The sequence below is a fragment of the Pedobacter duraquae genome (assembly GCF_004362245.1).
Classification (GTDB): domain Bacteria; phylum Bacteroidota; class Bacteroidia; order Sphingobacteriales; family Sphingobacteriaceae; genus Pedobacter; species Pedobacter duraquae.
This window is the reverse complement of the sequence record NZ_SNWM01000001.1, coordinates 602353-620808: the sequence shown is the minus strand read 5'-3', so window position 1 is coordinate 620808 and position 18456 is coordinate 602353. Positions and strand designations below refer to the sequence as shown.

Sequence of the window (18456 nt, the reverse complement as noted above, 5' to 3'; positions counted from 1 at the left end):
CACCTGCTCTTTACTATAGCTGAACTTCAAGTCGCCAGCATTATTTTTTATTCAAAAATCCAGCGTTTAAATATAGCTGAAAAACAAAATGTGGAAAAGATGTGTATTTATTTATACTGATTACTAAAAATATTAGCATAAATTTACACTTCCAAAGCATATGTTAGCCGCAAAGAAAGATATCGTCAAACAACTTCAGAAGCAGATCCTGCAATGGGAGGGCTTTGCTCCACCTTCGGCAAAGAAGGTTGGAAATATAGGGCTGGGGGAAATCGAGTCTGCTTTCCCCAATGGTGTTTTTCCAACCGGTGCTATCCATGAAATGGTTTGTCCCACGCCTGAACATGCTGCGGCTACGGGTGGGTTAATGGCGGGAATACTGCAGTCATTAATGAAACAAGGCGGCGCATGCCTCTGGATCAGTGTTTCCAGAACACTTTTTCCTCCAGCATTAAGCACATTTAATGTTGCACCTGACCGGGTAATTTTTATCGATGCCAAAGAAGAAAAACAAGTCCTTTGGGTGATGGAGCAGGCATTGAAATGTGAGGGGCTGGCGGCTGTAATTGCAGAAGTAAAGGAAATTAGTATTGTCCAGTCCCGTCGCCTGCAGCTAGCCGTTGAAAGCAGCAGGGTAACCGGCTTTCTACTGCGTCATGATCCTAGGAAACTAGGTGCCAATACCTGCGTAGCCCGCTGGCAAATCAGCCCTTTGCCCAGTATTTTAGCAGATGGCCTGCCCGGTGTAGGTTTTCCAAGATGGGAGGTAAATCTGCTCAGGGTACGCAATGGTAATCCTGGAAGCTGGAAGCTGGAATGGATAGATGATAGGTTTATAGTGAGACATGAGCAGGTTACTGATGGGGTAGAAGAGAAACGTATAGCCGGATAACGATGATGAACAGACGGTTTGTATCTATATGGTTCCGGCATTTAACAACGGATTGGCTAACGCTAAGGCGCCCGGAGTTAAAAACAGTACCCTTTGTTTTTGTTGCAGCTATCCGCAATAAGGTCGTCATCACCGCTGCAAATAGCCTGGCAGAGAGTCAGGGTGTTGTTCAAGGCATGGCCGCAGCAGATGCCAAAGCTATTGTTCCCGGACTGGAAGTTATACCTGATATTCCCGGTCAGGAAGAGAAACTATTAAAGGCATTGGGAGCATGGTGCATCCGGTATTCACCCCAGGTGGCTGTCGACCTGCCCAATGGCCTGGTACTGGATATTTCAGGCTGTGCACATCTTTGGGGAGGTGAACGGGGATATCTGAAAGAAATTGTAACCAGATTGATCTCCAAAGGTTACGATGTGCGTGCTGCTTTAACAGATACAGTTGGTGCATCCTGGGCTATTGCCCGCTACGGAAAAATAAAGCCGATTATTGAACCTGGTGAACATCCCGATGCTTTACTCACATTACCCCCGGCGGCATTGCGTCTGGATCCACTTATTCTTGACCGACTACAAAAATTAGGTTTTTATACGATAAAGAGTTTTATTGGTACTGGCCGGTCGGCTTTGCGCAGACGTTTTGGGCAGGATTTTATCTTGCGACTTGATCAGGCTTTGGGGAATGAAGAAGAAGTACTGCAACTCCTTCAGCCTGTTGAACCCTATACAGAACGCTTGCCCTGCATGGAGCCCATTCGTACCAGAACAGGGATAGAGATCGCAATTAAAACGCTACTGGAAAGTCTATGCAAGCGGCTCGCTGCTGAAGGGAAAGGTGTCCGCACAGCAACATTAAAGTGCTATCGTGTAGATGGAGAGGTAATAGAGACTGCTATCGGCACTAATCTTGCCTCTAATCAAATGGTTCATTTATTTAAGCTCTTCGAGTTAAAGATCGAATTAATCAAACCACGGCTGGGTATTGAGTTATTTACACTCGAAGCCGCTAAGGTAGAAGAAGTAGATCCTGAGCAGGAATTACTGTGGTCGCCAGAAGGCTGTGGACTGGAAGATACCGCACTCGCCGAGCTGCTCGACAGGCTGGCGAATAAGATAGGCGCAGATAAGATTCACCGCTACCTTCCCCAGGAACGTTATTGGCCCGAACAATCCTTTAAACTTGCCACATCGTTAAATGAAAAGCCTGCTGCGCTATGGCGTAAAGACAGGCCCCGTCCATCACTGTTATTGCCCCGCCCTGAAAAAATCGAAGTAACCTCTTTGTTGCCCGATAATCCACCCATGTTATTTATTTATAAGGGTACTCGCCATGTGATCAGAAAAGCCGATGATGCTGAGCGTATTGAGCGCGAATGGTGGGAAGACCAGGGATTGCACAGAGATTATTATGTTGTAGAGGATGAAGAAGGAAGGCGGTATTGGGTGTTCCGTTCCGGGCATTATGCCGATGCAGATTCCACCTGGTATTTACATGGTTTTTTTGCTTAGCGCTATGAATTACGCAGAACTACAGGTTACCAGTAATTTTACTTTTATGCGGGGAGGTTCACACCCGGAAGAGCTGGTAGAGCGTGCCGCAGATCTTGGTTATACCAAGATTGCAATTACAGACCGGAATAGTGTGGCAGGTGTAGTGCGCGCACATCAGTCAGCAAAAATAAAAGGTATAGAAATTATTCCTGCATGCAGACTCGATTTAACGGACGGACCAAGTCTGTTGGCATATCCAACAGATATCACCGCCTGGGGCCGCCTCTGCGCACTGCTAAGTTTGGGCAACCTACGTACAGAAAAAGGCAAATGTGAACTGCACAAGGAGGATGTTTACCGGCATAAAGAAGGTATCAAGTTCATCGTAATTCCGCCGGCAGCGTTAAATAGCCGCTTTGATTTTGATGATGACTTTAAAAATAACCTGAAGGCATACCAGGCTGCTTTTGGTAGTAACCTTTATCTTGCTGCAGTTCGTGCCTACGGGGGAAATGATAATAAACGTTTTCATCGCTTAGCAAATTTGGGCGTTCCTATTGTAGCTACAAATGATGTACATTACCACGAGGCAGGACGACGGGAGCTGCAGGATATACAGACTTGCGTTCGGGAGAAATGCACAATCCACAATGCTGGATTTCGGCTGCATGTAAATGCCGAGCGTTACCTGAAATCAAAAGAAGAGCTGGAACGTTTGTTTAGAAAATATCCTGAAGCAATTGCGCGTACCCAGGAAATTGCGGAAGCCTGTAAGTTTTCTCTCGATACCCTAAAGTATCTGGAACCGGAGTGGGTAAGTCCTGATGGCAGGACTGCCGATGAGCACCTGGCCGAACTTACCTGGGCAGGTGCACACAAAATGTTTAAGGGTGAAATTGAAGAAAAAGAGCGGAAACAGATTGATTTTGAACTCGGATTCTTTAAAAAGCGTAAGCTGGCACCTTATTTTTTGCGTATTCATGCCTATACCAGCAAAGCAACGGAGTTAGGGATTTTGCATCAGGGGCGCGGCTCGGCGGCCAATTGCACGGTATGCTTTTGTTTGGGTATTACCCCTGTAAATCCCAAAAACTCAAGGCTGCTGTTCTCCAGGTTTATGTCTGATGCACGCGATGAGTGGCCGGATGTTGATGTGGATTTTGAGCATGAACGACGTGAAGAAATTATGCAATGGATCTATGAGACTTACGGTCGTGATCATGCTGCAATTGTTGCTACAGTAACCCAGGAAAGGCATAAAGGGGCAATCAGGGATGTAGGGAAGGCAATGGGTTTGTCTGAAGACACGATTAAGCGACTTTCAGGGGCAATATGGGATTTTTCTGAAGAGGCTTTTGACCGCGAGCGGATCATATCCCAGGGACTTAATCCTGATGATCCATTGTTGAAGAAAGTGTTGGAGCTTACTTGTGAGTTAATTGGGTTTCCCCGCCAACTTGGTCAGCATACCGGTGGGTTCGTCATTACTCAGTGCAAATTGTCTGATATCTGCCCGGTGATGAATGCGAGGATGAAAGACCGAACGCAGCTGGAATGGAATAAGGACGACCTCGAAGCATTGGGTATTTTAAAAGTTGATGTACTAGCCCTGGGAATGCTTACCTGCATCCGTAAAGGATTTGATCTTGCTAAGCAACATTACGGGCTGGATCTAACACTTGAAAATGTGCCACAGGCTGATTCAAGGGTATATGACATGATTTGTCGTGCAGATACCCTTGGTACCTTTCAGATCGAAAGCAGGGCCCAGATGTCTATGCTCCCACGCTTGAAGCCGCGCTGTTTTTATGATTTGGTGATAGAGGTGGCGATTGTACGACCGGGACCAATTCAGGGAGATATGGTGCATCCTTATCTTCGGCGGAGGGACGGAATTGATCCTGAAATCTATCCCAAAGAAGAATTGAGAGAGATCTTGGGAAGAACTAAAGGGGTTCCTCTTTTTCAGGAGCAGGCCATGGAAATTGCTATTGTTGCTGCAAATTTCACCCCCGCAGAAGCCGATCAGCTGCGCAGGAGTATGGCAACTTTTAAAGCAAAAGGGCTGGTCAGCGCCTTTCGGAAGAAACTTGTGGATGGCATGGTTGAGAAAGGCTATGAAAAAGAATATGCTGAGCGCGTGTTCAAGCAGCTTGAAGGATTTGGAAGCTACGGTTTTCCCGAAAGTCACGCTGCCAGCTTTGCCCACATCGTTTATATTTCCTGTTGGCTCAAATGTCATTATCCTGATGTGTTTGCTGCGGCTTTACTCAATAGCCAGCCTATGGGTTTTTATCAGCCGGCACAAATCGTTATTGATGCCGAGCGACATGGTGTTGTGATGCGTGCAGTAGACATCAACCATTCTGTATGGGATAATACCCTCGAAGAAAAGGATGGGACATATTGCACCCTGCGTTTGGGTTTTCGTCAGGTGTCAGGATTAAATCAGGAAGATATGGAGCTGCTGGTTTCCCGTAGGCCTGAGGGAGGGTATCAAAGCATTAGTCAGTTGAGCGATGCTGGAGTGCCACAAGCAGCTATTGAAAAGCTGAGCGATGCTGATGCTTTCCGTTCTCTAAACCTTAACCGCAGAGAGGCTTTATGGGAGATCCCTGCTTTAAGTGATAAGCCTATAGGCCTGTTTGCCGGGCAGCCCTCCGAGAGCGCCAAAGAAACACAGATAAGTTTGCCATTTATGACTGATGCCGAACATGTGGTTCAGGATTATGCTGCTACAGGACTGTCTCTAAAAGCACACCCTGTAAGTTTTGTGCGGGAAAAGCTGAAACTCCTGCATGTTACTGAAACTTCCCGTTTACCGGAACTAAAGAATGGAGATCCAATCCGTGTATCAGGCCTGATCACTGTCAGGCAAAGACCGGGTACCGCCAAAGGTGTTTTGTTTATCACTATTGAAGATGAAACCGGCTTTGCCAATCTGGTAGTGTGGGAGCAGACTTTCGAGAAATACCGAAAGGAGATTCTGCAATCCCGTTTATTCATGGTGGAGGGGAAACTTCAGATTGAAGGCGCAGTAATCCACGTGGTTGTAAAACGCTGTTTTAATCTCAATAGCCTCTTAAGTGGCCTTACCTCTGTTGCCAACAATGATCAGCCGGTTTTAACACTTTCGAGGGCCGACGAAACGACTTCTCCATCTCATGGGGGAACAAATAAAGGTCAGCAACAGGTAGCTAAGCAAAAGGAAATATTTCATAAAGGAAGAAACTTTAAGTAGTAACTGTTTATTTATTGATCAGCGTATGAGCGGCTGTTGTATTTTTGAAAAAGAATATCCCGTCAAAGGTTGAACTTAATGTACCATAGTATTTATAGTTATCCTCATTAGCCGAATAGATGTAGCCCAGATCGAGGTGTTTCATCGGTTCCAATGTCCATTTACCTCCGGTTCCATTTGTTTTGTTTTTTGTAAGTGGCAGGAAATAGTTATCCACTTTAGCCTTGTTGAGCACATAGGCATACGTTCCTCGGTAGGGTAGCTCAAGAACGTAAGTTTTCCATAGCTTTTGGCTGTAATCTGGAGTTGCCATATAAGTTCCAGCACCTGTACTAATTGCCAAAGGACAATATCCTTCTTTATAGTTCTCTTTCAGGTAGGCACCCATAACTTTTTCTACTCCCTGGCTTGAATTTGCTATGTGAAAGTTATGCGCCCAGACCATTATTTTTTCCGATGGATGGCTATTTAAGTAATATGAAATGTTCTCTGCCATAAATAAATCCCTTTTTCCATCAAAAAAGCGACTTTCTAACCATTGCTGGCAAACTCTGACTGCAGTGTTTAAATCGAACAGTATATCGGTATCATTGATTTGTATTTCTGAATCACCAAGCAACTGTTGCATACGTTTTAAGTCGGATGCCACGCTGTTGGCCGCCAACTGTATTTTATTTGGATTACTCCTCTTTGAATTCAATACCAACAGTGAATCCAAATCGGCATCTACAAGCTTAATCAGTGTTGCGATTTTCTGGTTTTTCTCTGTTCCATAATCTCTGAGCATTTTTCTTGCTCCTTTTATCTGTATGTCCTCCATGTCAATACCGATTAGCTTGACTTTATTGCTACGTTCAAGGTTATAAGCGCGAAGCCACTCAAAAAGCGCTTCCATCTCGGTCGTTTTCCAACATTTATAAAAAGGCATGCTTAACAGACTTTCTCTGATATTTACCTCAGACTGGTTTATGATTTTGTTCATTTCTATACACGTAGGAATGTTTTCTTCGAGGGCTATCGTTGTGAAACCTTTTTGCTCGACGAGGTATTTGAATAGTTTTAGCTTGAGATTTGTTACCTCACTGGTGCCGTGGGTAGGTTCACCAATTCCTACAATCCGTGCTTCCGAAAGTATGTTTCCTACTGGCACTAATTCAGGTATATGATCGTCAGCTTTAACCGAACCAATAGGATGCAGGTTATTATTTAACCATCGAATGTCAGTTGCACTGGCTTCTTTGTAAAGATTCTGGAGGTCTTTAACAGGTGTTTGATCTACTTTAAGTGATACATCGTCGCACCAGACAACCGCACTGTCGTTCACTTCAATGCCGTAATAGAAGCCATACCACCTGGCTGGCTGTCCGAACTTGAAGCGCAGCGTTACCTTTTGCCACTTGTTGTTAGCAGGACTGCTCAGCTTCAAAAATGACCTGATGATTGTATCTCCTTTTAAGTCCTGAATAAACAAGGCAATGGTCGAATCTTTAGTAGATGCAGTCTTGATCCATGCAGTTAATTCAACACTTTTTAACTGTTGCGAAGATGCGCCTCCAAAGGTGTTTGCTGCAAGTGCTGGTCTTTTTTTAGTTGTTTTCGACTTAGTGCCATCGATGCGAAGGCTATGTTTGCCCTGAAAAAATACAGTGGAATCTATCCCGATGTTAAAACTAGATTCGCCGTTATCTATGATCCAGGTGCGGGGCAAATTTTTGTTGTTTAAAAGTTCAAATCCCCCGTTAACAATTTCCTGTGCTTGCACAGTTACAAGTGATGATATGATAAATAGGAGCAGTAGAAGTGTAGATCTTTTCATATGTATTGGTTTTGTTATAGTACAAATGAAGTTAATGTCACAGCGTAAAGCATGATCTATTCGACCAAGGCCGAGAATCCCGGCTATCAAAGAAAAGCATCTCCAATTTAGTCGTGCGAAAACAAACGTTCGTCGGCAAGACCCTGAATTGAGTATTCGGCATAAGCATCGTAAAAACAGTTTGCTGAAACCTTGAACCCTAAAATTTGTTACTCAGGAAACTTAAGCAACGCTATGTCAATCAAGTCAATCACTAAAACGAAATGGTCTATCGAACCAGGTAGGGTAATTGTTTATCCCAATGGACTATCATTTATTCTCGCCGGAGTACTATCTCTCATCTTTGCAGGTATTTTTTTTCTCTTTTTATACTATGAGAATATGGGGATGAGTTTGTCCTGGGGCATCATTATCGTTTTTATAGCACCACTAGTTTTATTGTGGTTGCATGGTTATACCCAAATCATTTTTGATAACGCAAATCAGACAATGAAAAAAATGCTCTTTGGCATTTTTCCGGTTAAAACTATTCCTTTCTCCCGCATCCACACGATCAATGCAGTATCTAACATGGGTGGGGGATATAACTATAGGGTTTTTACAAAGGAAAACAAGTTTGGCAGAGGAACTACTGTGAGCTGTGGTTACTCAAAAACGGATGATCCAAATGCCATTGCTTTTGTTGAAGAAGCCGTGCCAGCTATTTATGCTTTCCTTGACCAAAGCTATAACCCGGCAGCTGATGCCCCTGAGTTTATAGATAGCTACAAATACTTTACAGCGGAAAATGGGATATATACTTTAAAAAATAAGCGGCTTGGGGCTATCATTTTTGGTCTCTTCTTCATTGCATTAGGAGTTTGGATGGCAATGGTTGATGCAATGGGTAACGAAACAAGTCCGGGAGCCAAATTTTTCATCACTGTAATTCTAATCATTGTGGGATTGGTCTTTATCAATGCAGCCTTTACCAAGGTAGAAATTAACACGATCGACCAGACGCTTAAAAGAACAGGATTAATAAAGCTAGGGAACAAATTTTACGCCTTACAGGATTTCAATGGTTTTCAGACGGTGAGAAAATCGGTTAATTTTATCTACACAGGTACAGAAGTGCATATGTACTTTTCCCCATCAGGTACTTTTAAGCAGGAAGTTATTGTTTTACAAACGCTGAGAAATAGCAATCAAATAGAACGATTCCTACAGGAGATGTATCAAATTATGGATGAGATTAGTGTACAAACCAAAAACCGACCGTAGATAGATCAATTAAAAAATAATACTAAGGAATTCTTACTTGAATAAATTTTAATATCATCCAATCTAATTTAAACAATAGTGCAGAATTGGGCCATTATCAGTTATATTATGTTAGCTTTATAAACAATTCTCTGGGAAAGTCAAATATCCTACCCATCGACGATCCAATACTTCACCAATTTAAAGCAGACATATCCTCAATACATGGAGAACGATGATTCTAATGAATTAATCATTGCAAACAAGGCGATAGATTTTCAAAACAAAGAAAAAGAGCTTCGTGCTGCAGAATTGATTGTAGCTAATAAAGAACTTGTTTTTCAGAATGAAGAAAAAGAAAAGCGGGCCCAGGAGCTCGTTGTCGCAAATGAAGAGCTTGCTTTTCAAAATAAGGAAAAGGAACTCCGGGCTGCTGAACTGATTGTCGCCAATGAAGAACTTGTTTTTCAGAATGAAGAAAAAGAAAAGCGGGCTCAGGAGCTCGTTGTCGCAAATAAAGAACTCGCTTTCCAAAATAAGGAGAAGGAGCTGCGTGCCGCTGAGCTGATCATTGCAAATGAGGAACTTGTTTTTCAGAATGAAGAAAAAGAAAAGCGCGCACAGGAGTTGGTTGTTGCCAACAAGGAATTAGCCTACCAAAATAAAGAAAAGGAAAAGCGCGCCAAGGAGTTGATCATTGCTAATAAGGGCTTGAAAAAGGCCGAGGACAATATCCGGAAACTAAATGATGAACTGGAGCAGAAGGTTATTCAACGTACAGCACAATTGGAAGCTGTAAACAAAGAATTGGAGTCTTTTTCTTATTCGGTGTCGCACGACTTACGTGCACCAATTCGTGCAATTGATGGGTATACAAAAATCATTGCAGAGGATTATGCCGATAAATTTGATGAAGACGGGTTGAAGATTCTCCAATCCATTATCAATAATTCAAAGAAGATGGGGATGCTTATCGACGATCTCCTTGCTTTCTCTAAATTGGGAAGAAAACAGGTTGCTTTTCTCGATATTGATATGATGGCTTTAGTCGGCTCAGTGCGCGAAGAATTACTATTTGAAGTTGGTGAAAATGTGCCGGAGTTTACTATTGATGCGCTTCCACCTGCCAAAGGAGACCAGTCTTTGATCAAGCAGGTCTGGATAAATTTGATTTCCAATGCAATCAAATATTCGAAATATAAAGATAAAACAACGATTACGATTGATTATTATATTGATGGAAATCAAACAGTTTATTCTATAAGGGATGAAGGAGCGGGGTTCGATATGGCATACTACGATAAGCTGTTCGGAGTTTTTCAGCGCCTCCACTCACAATCTGAGTTTGAAGGAACGGGGATAGGGCTGGCAATTGTTCAAAAGATCGTTGACCGACACCATGGATCGGTATGGGCAGAGTCCGAATTAGATAAGGGTACTTGTTTTTATTTCAGCCTGCCAAGCAGTACACAACAAAATTAAAAAAAAAATGATTTACGATAACATAGAAATCTTATTCGTTGAAGATAGTGCAGACGATGCGATGCTAACCATGCGTGCTTTGAAAAAAAGCGGTTTCAATAATAAGTTACTCCACCTTGCCGATGGTGCAGAGGCACTGGACTTTATCTTTTGTCGCGGAATATATCAAAATAGAAATATCAAAGACCATCCGAAATTGATATTACTGGATTTAAAAATGCCAAAAGTTTCAGGCCTTCAGGTCTTGGCGAAAATAAAAGCCGACCCTGAGCTAAAATCAATCCCCGTGGTTATGCTCACTTCATCGAACGAAGGACCGGACATTGAACGCTGTTATGAGTTGGGTGCGAACAGCTATATTGTTAAGCCGGTAGATAGCGACAAATTTTTTCATGCCATTAAGGAAATTGGGATGTACTGGATGCTTTTGAGTCAACCAGGGAATTAATTGATCTGATATATGTCCATAACGCTCCGCATACTCATTCTTGAAGATAATGAAAACGATGCCGATCTGATTAGTCGGGAACTGAGAAAATCAGATCTCATTTTTACCGCTAAGATTGTACAGAGTCGTGCGGAATATCAACAAGCGCTTGATGATTTTTCTCCAGATCTGATATTATCTGATTTCGCCTTACCAGCATTTGATGCAGGTACTGCCTTTAAAATTGCGCAAAATAAACATGCTCATATACCGTTTATCATTGTCTCGGGCACTATCGGTGAAGAGAATGCGGTTAAGTTGATAAAGGAAGGTGTAATAGACTATGTTTCTAAACAAAAGCTATTTACACTCTCTCCAAAAATTGAACGGGCACTAAAAGATGTTAAGGAAAGAACGGAAAAGGCACTTATTGCGGCGACGTTAACTATTCAGACTGCAGACCTCCAGAGCGCTAATGAGGACTTACTTGTCCTCTCCCAAAACTTGAAAGTTCAGCAGGCAGCGCTTCAGAAAGCAAATGAGAAATTGTTGGAAGAAGAAGGCAAAGTTAAGGTGGCTAACCTGGCGCTTTCTGCGCTGAACAAGGAACTTGAGGTTCGTGTAGCGAACCGTACTAATGCACTTGCCGAAAGTGAGCGTAGGTTTCGTACGATGATGGAAACCATTCCCCAGATTGCGTGGACTAATAACATGGAGGGAGAAATTCTTTTCTACAATCAGCGTTGGTATGACTATACCGGTTTGAGTGATGAAAATCATGGTGCTTCTGACGCATACGGTATAATTTATCGCAATGATCGGAAGACATTCATGGCTCGTGTGAAGTCGATTTTCGACAATGGTGGAGAAGGGGAGTTCCAAATTAGGGCCAGGCGCGCAGATGGGGTTTATCGATGGCAGCTGATCCGCATGATTCCCGTTTTGGGTGATGATGGCCATATTCAGGTTTGGGTGGGAACGGCTACCGATATCGAAGAACTTAAGCAGCTGCAGCAGCATAAGGATGATTTCATCAGTATTGCCAGTCATGAGTTGAAAACACCCATTACTACGCTGAAAGCATCCCTGCAACTTTTGGATCGTTTGAAAGATAACCTGGTATCGCCGATGGTTCCGCTCTTAATTGGAAAGGCCAACAGAAATCTGGAAAAGGTTAATACATTAATCGAAGACCTGCTTAACGCAACGATGGCTAATGAAGGCAAACTTCAGATCCATAAGAAAATGTTTAACATCAGGGAATTGATTGAGGAGTCCTGCGACCATGTTCGCTCGGAAGGTTTGTATAAGATCAATACTGATGGTGTTAGAAATCGTGAGGTTTTTGCAGATGCCATCAAAATTGAACAGATCATCGTAAACTTCGTTAACAATGCGATTAAGTATGCGCCTAAGTCACTGGAAATCATTATTCACACTGAAGAGATCGACAGACAACTGAAAATTTCAGTGACCGATAAGGGTGATGGAATCCCCCAAAATAAGCTTGCTAATTTATTTGATAGATATTACCGCGTAAATGCAGGAGAAACACAGTATAATGGTTTAGGCTTGGGGCTATATATCAGTGCTGAGATTATCAAGCAGCATCATGGGACTATCGGTGTGGATAGCGAGTTGGATACTGGAAGTACTTTCTGGTTTACAATTCCACTTTAGACCATTAAACCAGCGCTAGATTCAATACACGTTACCGTGATCATTATTTCTTTGCACTTTCTGAAAGTGCAATTAATACGGCACCCGCTAAAATCAATATTGCTCCTGCAACCAGTTGCCAGGTTATTTTTTCTTTAAGAAAGATCACCGACAGGAGTATTGTGAAAACGAGGGATGTACGTTCGATAGTTACAACCATCGAAGCTGGCCCCATAGACAGTGCTTTAAATGAAAATAAAGTAGACAAGGTAGTGGCGATGCCAGCAAGAATCAGCAGGATCCATGCTTTACGGTCAATCTGCTTCAGTTCGGGTACTGTACCCTGATAAAATACAAGGATCCAGGTAATAGATACGATTAATAGCGCCTGAATGGCAAATGCCAGACTCGAATCAACATTTTTTAAGCCAGCCTTCGTTAGTACCATCACTAGTGCTGCCGACAAAGCGGCCAAAATAGCCCAGAATATCCACATAAATTGATTGTTTGATAAGACAACACTGAAGAGGGCATTTTGATTTTAAAAATACCTTTCAAACGTCAGCCCATAACTTAGTAATGTGTTTTCACGCTTCGTTCTTGAGATTTTATTATAGTTATAAGCGGTTGTGAAACTAATCCACCTGTTCAGTTTTAGCGATAAACCAGCATTGCTGCGGATGATATAATCGTTCTGGTCATTCAAAGAATTCTGTATGAAACTGGTACTGCTTAGCGTAACAGCTTTCCTTATGATAAACTTAAATGACAGGCGGAAAGAGTTTCTAGTGGTTTCATACTGGTCATGTAATCCACCCCCAAGATCCAGGTCGCTGCTATCAAACAAGATCCCATTGCTGATATTCAGATATGCTTCTTCCCGGTCGTAGATATTATAAGCTACTCCCAGGCCGGCAAGTAATTGATTGTTGATTTTTAATGACCTGCTGGTATTGTAATTAGCCAGTCCCCAGTAAAAGAAATGTGGAAAGGTCTTGTACAGATTAAAATCCAGCGTAGATGAATAATCGTTGTTGGTAAGTTGGCTATTCTGTTTTCCGTAGATCCAATTGTTGTTGAAGTTAAGGCTGATGCTCTTTTTTTTAATGCCGAATTTAAGGGTATTGTTGAGAAGATAAGCCCTGCTGTCATTTGTTTTATTTAATGATCCTGTAGGGGAGAAGGTAACTACATACTGAGTTGTATCAGTAAATTGTGCATAGGAAAATTCAGTAAATAAGATGCAGATTAAAAAAGTCAGGATTCTTACCATAGAAAAATGGGATGGTTAAATAGATAACAGCCATCACCAATGTTTGTTTTGGAGCCACATAGACTTATCCATCTTGTAACAAAGCATTTTTTTTGCTGTCTTAACAATAAAACAGACATTTATGATCGTTTTAAAATCCGAATATTTTATGTCGCATGAGCGACTTACTCAGTTTATCAACGAAAACAAAATTAAGCGCGAAGACATTTTATCTATCCTCATCGCAGCAGGGACATTAACTATATTCTTCTATGCAGATGATTCAGTTAAAGAAATTACCCATGGATTTTTTAGCTAATAGTCTCTAATAATAGCTGGTATTCAGGTTCGAATTTTGTTTCTCGGCCAACTCAATCGGGGCATAATCAGATAAGATCAATGCCTCACCTTTTTTGACGCAAACATCATGTTCGAAATGTACAGAGGGGGTGCCGTCTTTTGTTCTTACTGTCCATCCATCTTTCTCGATAAAAACTTCTTTTTTGCCGAGATTGATCATGGGCTCTATGGCAAGTACCAGATTTTCTTTGAGCAACATGCCCGATCCTCTTTTGCCGTAATTGGGAACCTGCGGGTCTTCATGCATGCTTCTGCCTAAACCATGGCCAACGAAGTCTTTAACCACTCCATAACCTTCGTTTTCGTTGTGGGCCTGTATTGCATAACCGATATCGCCAAGTCGCTTGCCCGCCACAGCTTCTTTGATACCCACAAATAAAGATTCCTTTGTTGTTTTTACAAGTTTGAGAATTTCTGGGGAAACCTCACCGATGATAAATGTATACGCATGATCTCCATGAAATCCATTTTTTATAGTGCCTACGTCTACAGAGATAATATCGCCATCTCTCAGCTCATATTTTCCGGGAAACCCGTGAACAACTACATCATTAACAGAGGTGATAATGTGATATGGGAAGCCATTATATTTATAAAATGAGGGAACGGCACCATTATCAAGTATGAACTCATTTGCTATTCTGTCAATTTCAATCGTTGGCATGCCGGGCTTCAGTACTTTTGCAATCTCTGCAAGTGTGTCACTTACCAGTAGCGCACTAATTTGCATCAGGGCTACTTCCTCATTCGTCTTGTATGTAATCATTTACTGCAAATTTAAGAAAATAAGTCTGCTGACTACATTCAAAGATTAAAACATGACCAAATTTTTATTTTAAGCCGAGGGCCGGTAGGCTAAAATGAAATGTTGAACCGCCACTTGGAACACTGTCCAGCCAAACTTTTCCTTTATGACTATTGATGATTTCCTTTACAAGATAAAGACCCAAACCGAAACCTTTGATGCCATTGGGGTTGGTGCGATAGAAGCGGTCAAAGATTTTCGCCTGATCTTCGGGAGCTATGCCGCGGCCCTCATCTGTTACTGAAACCTGTACCTGATCCGCATGGGTTCTGCACTTCACTGATATGGAACCCTTTGCCGGGGAATACTTTACCGCGTTGCTCAGATAATTGACGAGAACCTGAGCAATTTTCTCACGATCAGCAAAAACTATTGCATCAGATGAAAAACAGATATCGAATTTTCTGTCCGGGTAAATCATTCCTATTTCTGTAACCGTATCGTGAATCAATTTAACCATGTCAAATGGCTCATGAACTAACTGCAGACTGGAGTTTGATACTGCAGAGGTTGTAAGAAAGTTATCGATCATCCTGGACATCACCCCAACTTGCATTTCTGCTTTGTCAAGTGTTTCTGAAATCTGATCAGCCTGACCGAGACTGATTTGTTTTAGCGCCATCTGAACATAGAGCTTTATCGTGGTCAGTGGTGATTTTAGTTCGTGATTCAGCAACGCAACATAGTCTTCCTTTCTTTGCTCTTCGGCCTTTTCAGCAGAAATATCTATAATCGTTCCCCCCAGTGCCTCGTTTCCCTTGTCGTTGTTATATTTCCCGCTGATTCGAAGCCATCTGGGATTTTCGTCAATTGCTGTAATGAGCCTAACATCCGCTGATAAGCTTCCTTTTTTTCTGCATGCCTTATTTAGGGCCTTAATTAGAAACCTGGCATCCTGTAGTAAGATCAGGCGTAAAATCCTGAAAATGCTCACGCTGGCCTTGCTGTTTTTGAAAAAAGCACTGGCAGTAGGGCAGAGACTGATCTCATCGGCGTCAATTGCAAAATTCCAGATGCCAATTCCAGCATTTTGCAACAGCTGACTGAGCATATAATCTGATTGAGCTACCTCTGTGGCATTTCTTTCTTGTGATCTTGTGTTATTTGGTAAGGTTGGTCTTAAGTTCATCGCGTTGAGGGTTTTAGTGATGTTTTCCTTACCAGTAGTCAATAGCCGTGCCTGTCTTTTATTTTGCTGTAAATGAGTTTGTTATGTGTTTTATGAGTCTTGCCTGCTTACGCTATTTCGTTAATTAATGATTTGATGATGCAAAGAAACGAAATAAAAAGGCGACAACTCTCCATTGTCGCCGTTGGTAGTTAAATACAACACTATTTACCGGTTGTACTTCCGCCTTTCACGTCATCATTAGTAATGCTGCGCTTGTTTTTCTTAATCTCGTCTTTCAGGCCTCCAAATTTCCAATTTAAGCCTAGCGTAAATGATCGGTTATAGTTTTGTCCCTTGTACTGTTGTCTGAAGTTTGGTCCTTCAGTGAAGCTCTCGTATAACCTGTATTTAGAAAATGGATTGTATATGCCAGCTGATACGGTGAGCTTATCCTTGATGATCTCCTTACTGCCGCTGAACGACATAAATACATATTCGCCAGATTTACCCTGTAATGTTACATAAGGTGCGTTATAACTGAAGCTGGCATTAGCTTTCCACTGCTTTTCGAATTTATAGCCGGTATTGATGTAACCATAGCCTTTTATACCTTCATTTTGAGTTACTACGCCATTGATAGTTCCTTCCAGCCAGGTATATCCAATATTCCCACTCACACTTACATTCCATTTCGCAGTTAGCGGATAGTTAATATTCAGGTTTGTGGTTAGGGATTTATCTCTGCCGATGTTGGCGAATGAAGTCCTTGTGATACCTGTTACAGGGTTATAAACGGACACATTCTGAATGGTGTTATTCGCGAAATTGTAACTCAGGCCAACGTTTACAGATCCTTTTTTAAACTTGCTGTACGTCAGTTCAAAGTTGTTGGCTAACACGGCCTTCAGATCTGGATTTCCGGTAGATTCGAAGTTAGGTGTTGACCGGTCTACAAAGGGATTCATATTATATATACCAGGTCTTTGGATCCGCTGTGTAAATCCGAAATTCACATTGCTTTGATTGGCGAATTTGCGGTTGATGGAGAAGGAGGGGATAATATTAAAGTAATCGGTATTTACGTTTGATGAATTACTGATAAAATCTGCTTTTACAAATGTCTCTTCTATACGTACGCCAGCTTTGAAGACTACGTTCGTCAAACTATACGCATAGGTATTATAGGCGGCGATAATGTTTTGTTTATTGTTGAACATGTTTGTTCTGGTTGGATCGGTTACGTATTGCCCGTTCTGACTATTAAATGTTTGGTACTCAAAGTTACTACTGTTGTCACGAAGGATAGCTTTGATGCCACCTTCTATATTTAACTTGTTTACAGGATGAACATAATCCAGCTGCATGGTCTGTTCCTTCTGCCTGCTATCATTCTGTTGCAGATAATTTGGGTCTGTATAGTTCTGGCGTTCTGTAAATATCAGCTCATTTTTCTGTGGGTTGCTGCCGCTATTGGATTTAAAGGAAAAAGTGAGCAGTCTGTCTTTATTACTTTTGAAACCGTGCTGATAATTTAAAGAAAGTTCTAGTCCATCCCAATCAAAGCGGTTCCTGCCGAGCAGGTGATATGACGAAAGTTGTGAAGGCGTTCTTAGGCTAAAGGTTTGGTTATTTGTGGCATCGTATAATCCATTATAGGGGTTTATACCTGCCGTAAAGAGGTTGAGGGTATCAAGCTCAAAACTAAGATCTGCACCTCCATACCGAAATATGTTGTTTGATTTTCTTTTTCCGATGTTCAGCAATTCGGAAGGGTTGACACCAGTTGTTGACCGGGAGGTTACAATTTCTGTTTCCGGAGCTGCATATTTTCCTGTTCCACCATAGGCAGTAATTCCAAATTTCCCTTGTTTGTAGGCAATATTGGCACTTCCATTTGGTCCACCAACAGGAAACTGGTGGCGAAGGTTGATACTCCCATTATAACCGTTATCTATCTTTTTATTGGTGATGATGTTGATGATTCCTGAAAGGCCCTCGCTATCATATTTGGCAGGGGGTGTGGTGATCACCTCAATCTTTTGAATGGACGAGGCAGGCATTCCACGCAGCACATCTTTAGGATTCCTGTCGAGCATTGCCGATGGTTTTCCATTGATTAAGATCCTGTAGTTGTCGCTTCCTTTCAGTTTGATATTGTCATCGGCGTCAAGCGAGAGCAGAGGTACTTTCCGCATCATGTCCAATGCTGTCAGTACCTTGCTCTCGGGATCTGCCTGAATATCGTAACTGATCCTATCCACTTCCTGTTTAATGATGGGGCGTATGGCTACAACTGCCACGTCTGCAAGCGCATTTACCTGATCTGCGAGCAGTATATTACCTGCGTCGAAGCTGTTTTTTTCAGCCGTTAATTCAAAAGGAACAACTTTAGGTGTATAACCTGTTGCTGTTGCTGTGAGTGTGTATTTTCCAAAAGGGATTTCGGCAAAAGTGAAACCTCCATTTTGAGTAGTCAACACTGTTTTTACAACGTTACCATCCTTTTTAATGGCAAGGGTGATATATTCGGCGGGTTTACTGCTAAGGGAATCGGAAACAATTCCCTTAACACTGCCTGAGAGGTCCTGAGCCATAGCAATTATGGGCATGAAAAACAGGGCCATCAGGGCACAAAGGAGCTTGCAGATATTGTTCATAACTGGAGAGGGGGTAAGGGTT

At 42.2% G+C, this 18456-nt stretch carries 14 protein-coding genes; 8 read left to right on the top strand and 6 right to left on the bottom strand.

Features of this window, described 5'->3' with window-relative positions; translation table 11 throughout:
• Positions 1-160: 160 nt before the first annotated feature.
• The 3 genes from CLV32_RS02740 to CLV32_RS02730 are packed head-to-tail and all read left to right on the top strand — an operon-like array spanning position 161 to position 5623.
• Positions 161-892, top strand: a complete 732-nt coding sequence (locus CLV32_RS02740) for an ImuA family protein (RefSeq protein ID WP_133552145.1) — start codon at positions 161-163, stop codon at positions 890-892.
• 2 nt (positions 893-894) lie between these two features.
• Positions 895-2400: a Y-family DNA polymerase gene (locus CLV32_RS02735; RefSeq protein WP_317130230.1), complete on the top strand. Its 1506-nt coding sequence runs from the start codon at positions 895-897 to the stop codon at positions 2398-2400.
• A complete protein-coding gene (locus CLV32_RS02730) occupies positions 2312-5623 on the top strand; it encodes an error-prone DNA polymerase (protein ID WP_317130229.1) in 3312 nt (1103 codons plus the stop codon). The genes CLV32_RS02735 and CLV32_RS02730 overlap by 89 nt, the downstream gene beginning before the upstream one ends.
• A gap of 7 nt (positions 5624-5630) precedes the next feature.
• On the opposite strand, the gene CLV32_RS02725 is transcribed toward CLV32_RS02730, so the two are convergent.
• Positions 5631-7439 (bottom strand): erythromycin esterase family protein, encoded by a 1809-nt coding sequence (locus CLV32_RS02725; protein ID WP_133552141.1) that lies wholly within the window; start codon positions 7437-7439, stop codon positions 5631-5633.
• Positions 7440-7673: 234 nt separating this feature from the next.
• Between CLV32_RS02725 and CLV32_RS02720 the strand changes: the two genes are divergently transcribed.
• The 4 genes from CLV32_RS02720 (at position 7674) to CLV32_RS02705 (ending at position 12270) form a co-directional block, all read left to right on the top strand.
• Positions 7674-8702, top strand: a complete 1029-nt coding sequence (locus CLV32_RS02720) for a hypothetical protein (RefSeq protein ID WP_133552139.1) — start codon at positions 7674-7676, stop codon at positions 8700-8702.
• A 204-nt stretch (positions 8703-8906) separates the two neighbouring features.
• Entirely contained in the window at positions 8907-10163 is a 1257-nt protein-coding gene (locus tag CLV32_RS02715; protein WP_133552137.1) for a sensor histidine kinase, read from the top strand.
• Between the two features lie 7 nt (positions 10164-10170).
• On the top strand, positions 10171-10611 hold the full coding sequence (locus tag CLV32_RS02710; RefSeq protein WP_133552136.1) for a response regulator: 441 nt from the start codon (positions 10171-10173) through the stop codon (positions 10609-10611).
• Between the two features lie 12 nt (positions 10612-10623).
• Entirely contained in the window at positions 10624-12270 is a 1647-nt protein-coding gene (locus CLV32_RS02705; protein WP_133552134.1) for a hybrid sensor histidine kinase/response regulator, read from the top strand.
• Positions 12271-12313: 43 nt separating this feature from the next.
• On the opposite strand, the gene CLV32_RS02700 is transcribed toward CLV32_RS02705, so the two are convergent.
• Positions 12314-12745, bottom strand: a complete 432-nt coding sequence (locus tag CLV32_RS02700) for an EamA family transporter (protein WP_133552132.1) — start codon at positions 12743-12745, stop codon at positions 12314-12316.
• A 45-nt stretch (positions 12746-12790) separates the two neighbouring features.
• Positions 12791-13522, bottom strand: coding sequence for a DUF481 domain-containing protein (locus CLV32_RS02695; protein WP_133552130.1), 732 nt, complete (start codon positions 13520-13522; stop codon positions 12791-12793).
• 121 nt (positions 13523-13643) lie between these two features.
• Between CLV32_RS02695 and CLV32_RS23035 the strand changes: the two genes are divergently transcribed.
• On the top strand, positions 13644-13820 hold the full coding sequence (locus CLV32_RS23035; protein ID WP_166641865.1) for a hypothetical protein: 177 nt from the start codon (positions 13644-13646) through the stop codon (positions 13818-13820).
• 6 nt (positions 13821-13826) lie between these two features.
• On the opposite strand, the gene map is transcribed toward CLV32_RS23035, so the two are convergent.
• From map to CLV32_RS02680, 3 genes are all read right to left on the bottom strand, one after another.
• On the bottom strand, positions 13827-14627 hold the full coding sequence (gene map / locus CLV32_RS02690) for a type I methionyl aminopeptidase (RefSeq protein ID WP_133552128.1): 801 nt from the start codon (positions 14625-14627) through the stop codon (positions 13827-13829).
• A 64-nt stretch (positions 14628-14691) separates the two neighbouring features.
• On the bottom strand, positions 14692-15795 hold the full coding sequence (locus tag CLV32_RS02685; RefSeq protein WP_133552126.1) for a PAS domain-containing sensor histidine kinase: 1104 nt from the start codon (positions 15793-15795) through the stop codon (positions 14692-14694).
• A gap of 203 nt (positions 15796-15998) precedes the next feature.
• Positions 15999-18434 carry an outer membrane beta-barrel family protein gene (locus tag CLV32_RS02680; protein WP_133552124.1) on the bottom strand — a complete coding sequence of 812 codons (2436 nt, stop codon included), beginning with the start codon at positions 18432-18434 and terminating at the stop codon, positions 15999-16001.
• Positions 18435-18456 lie beyond the last annotated feature (22 nt).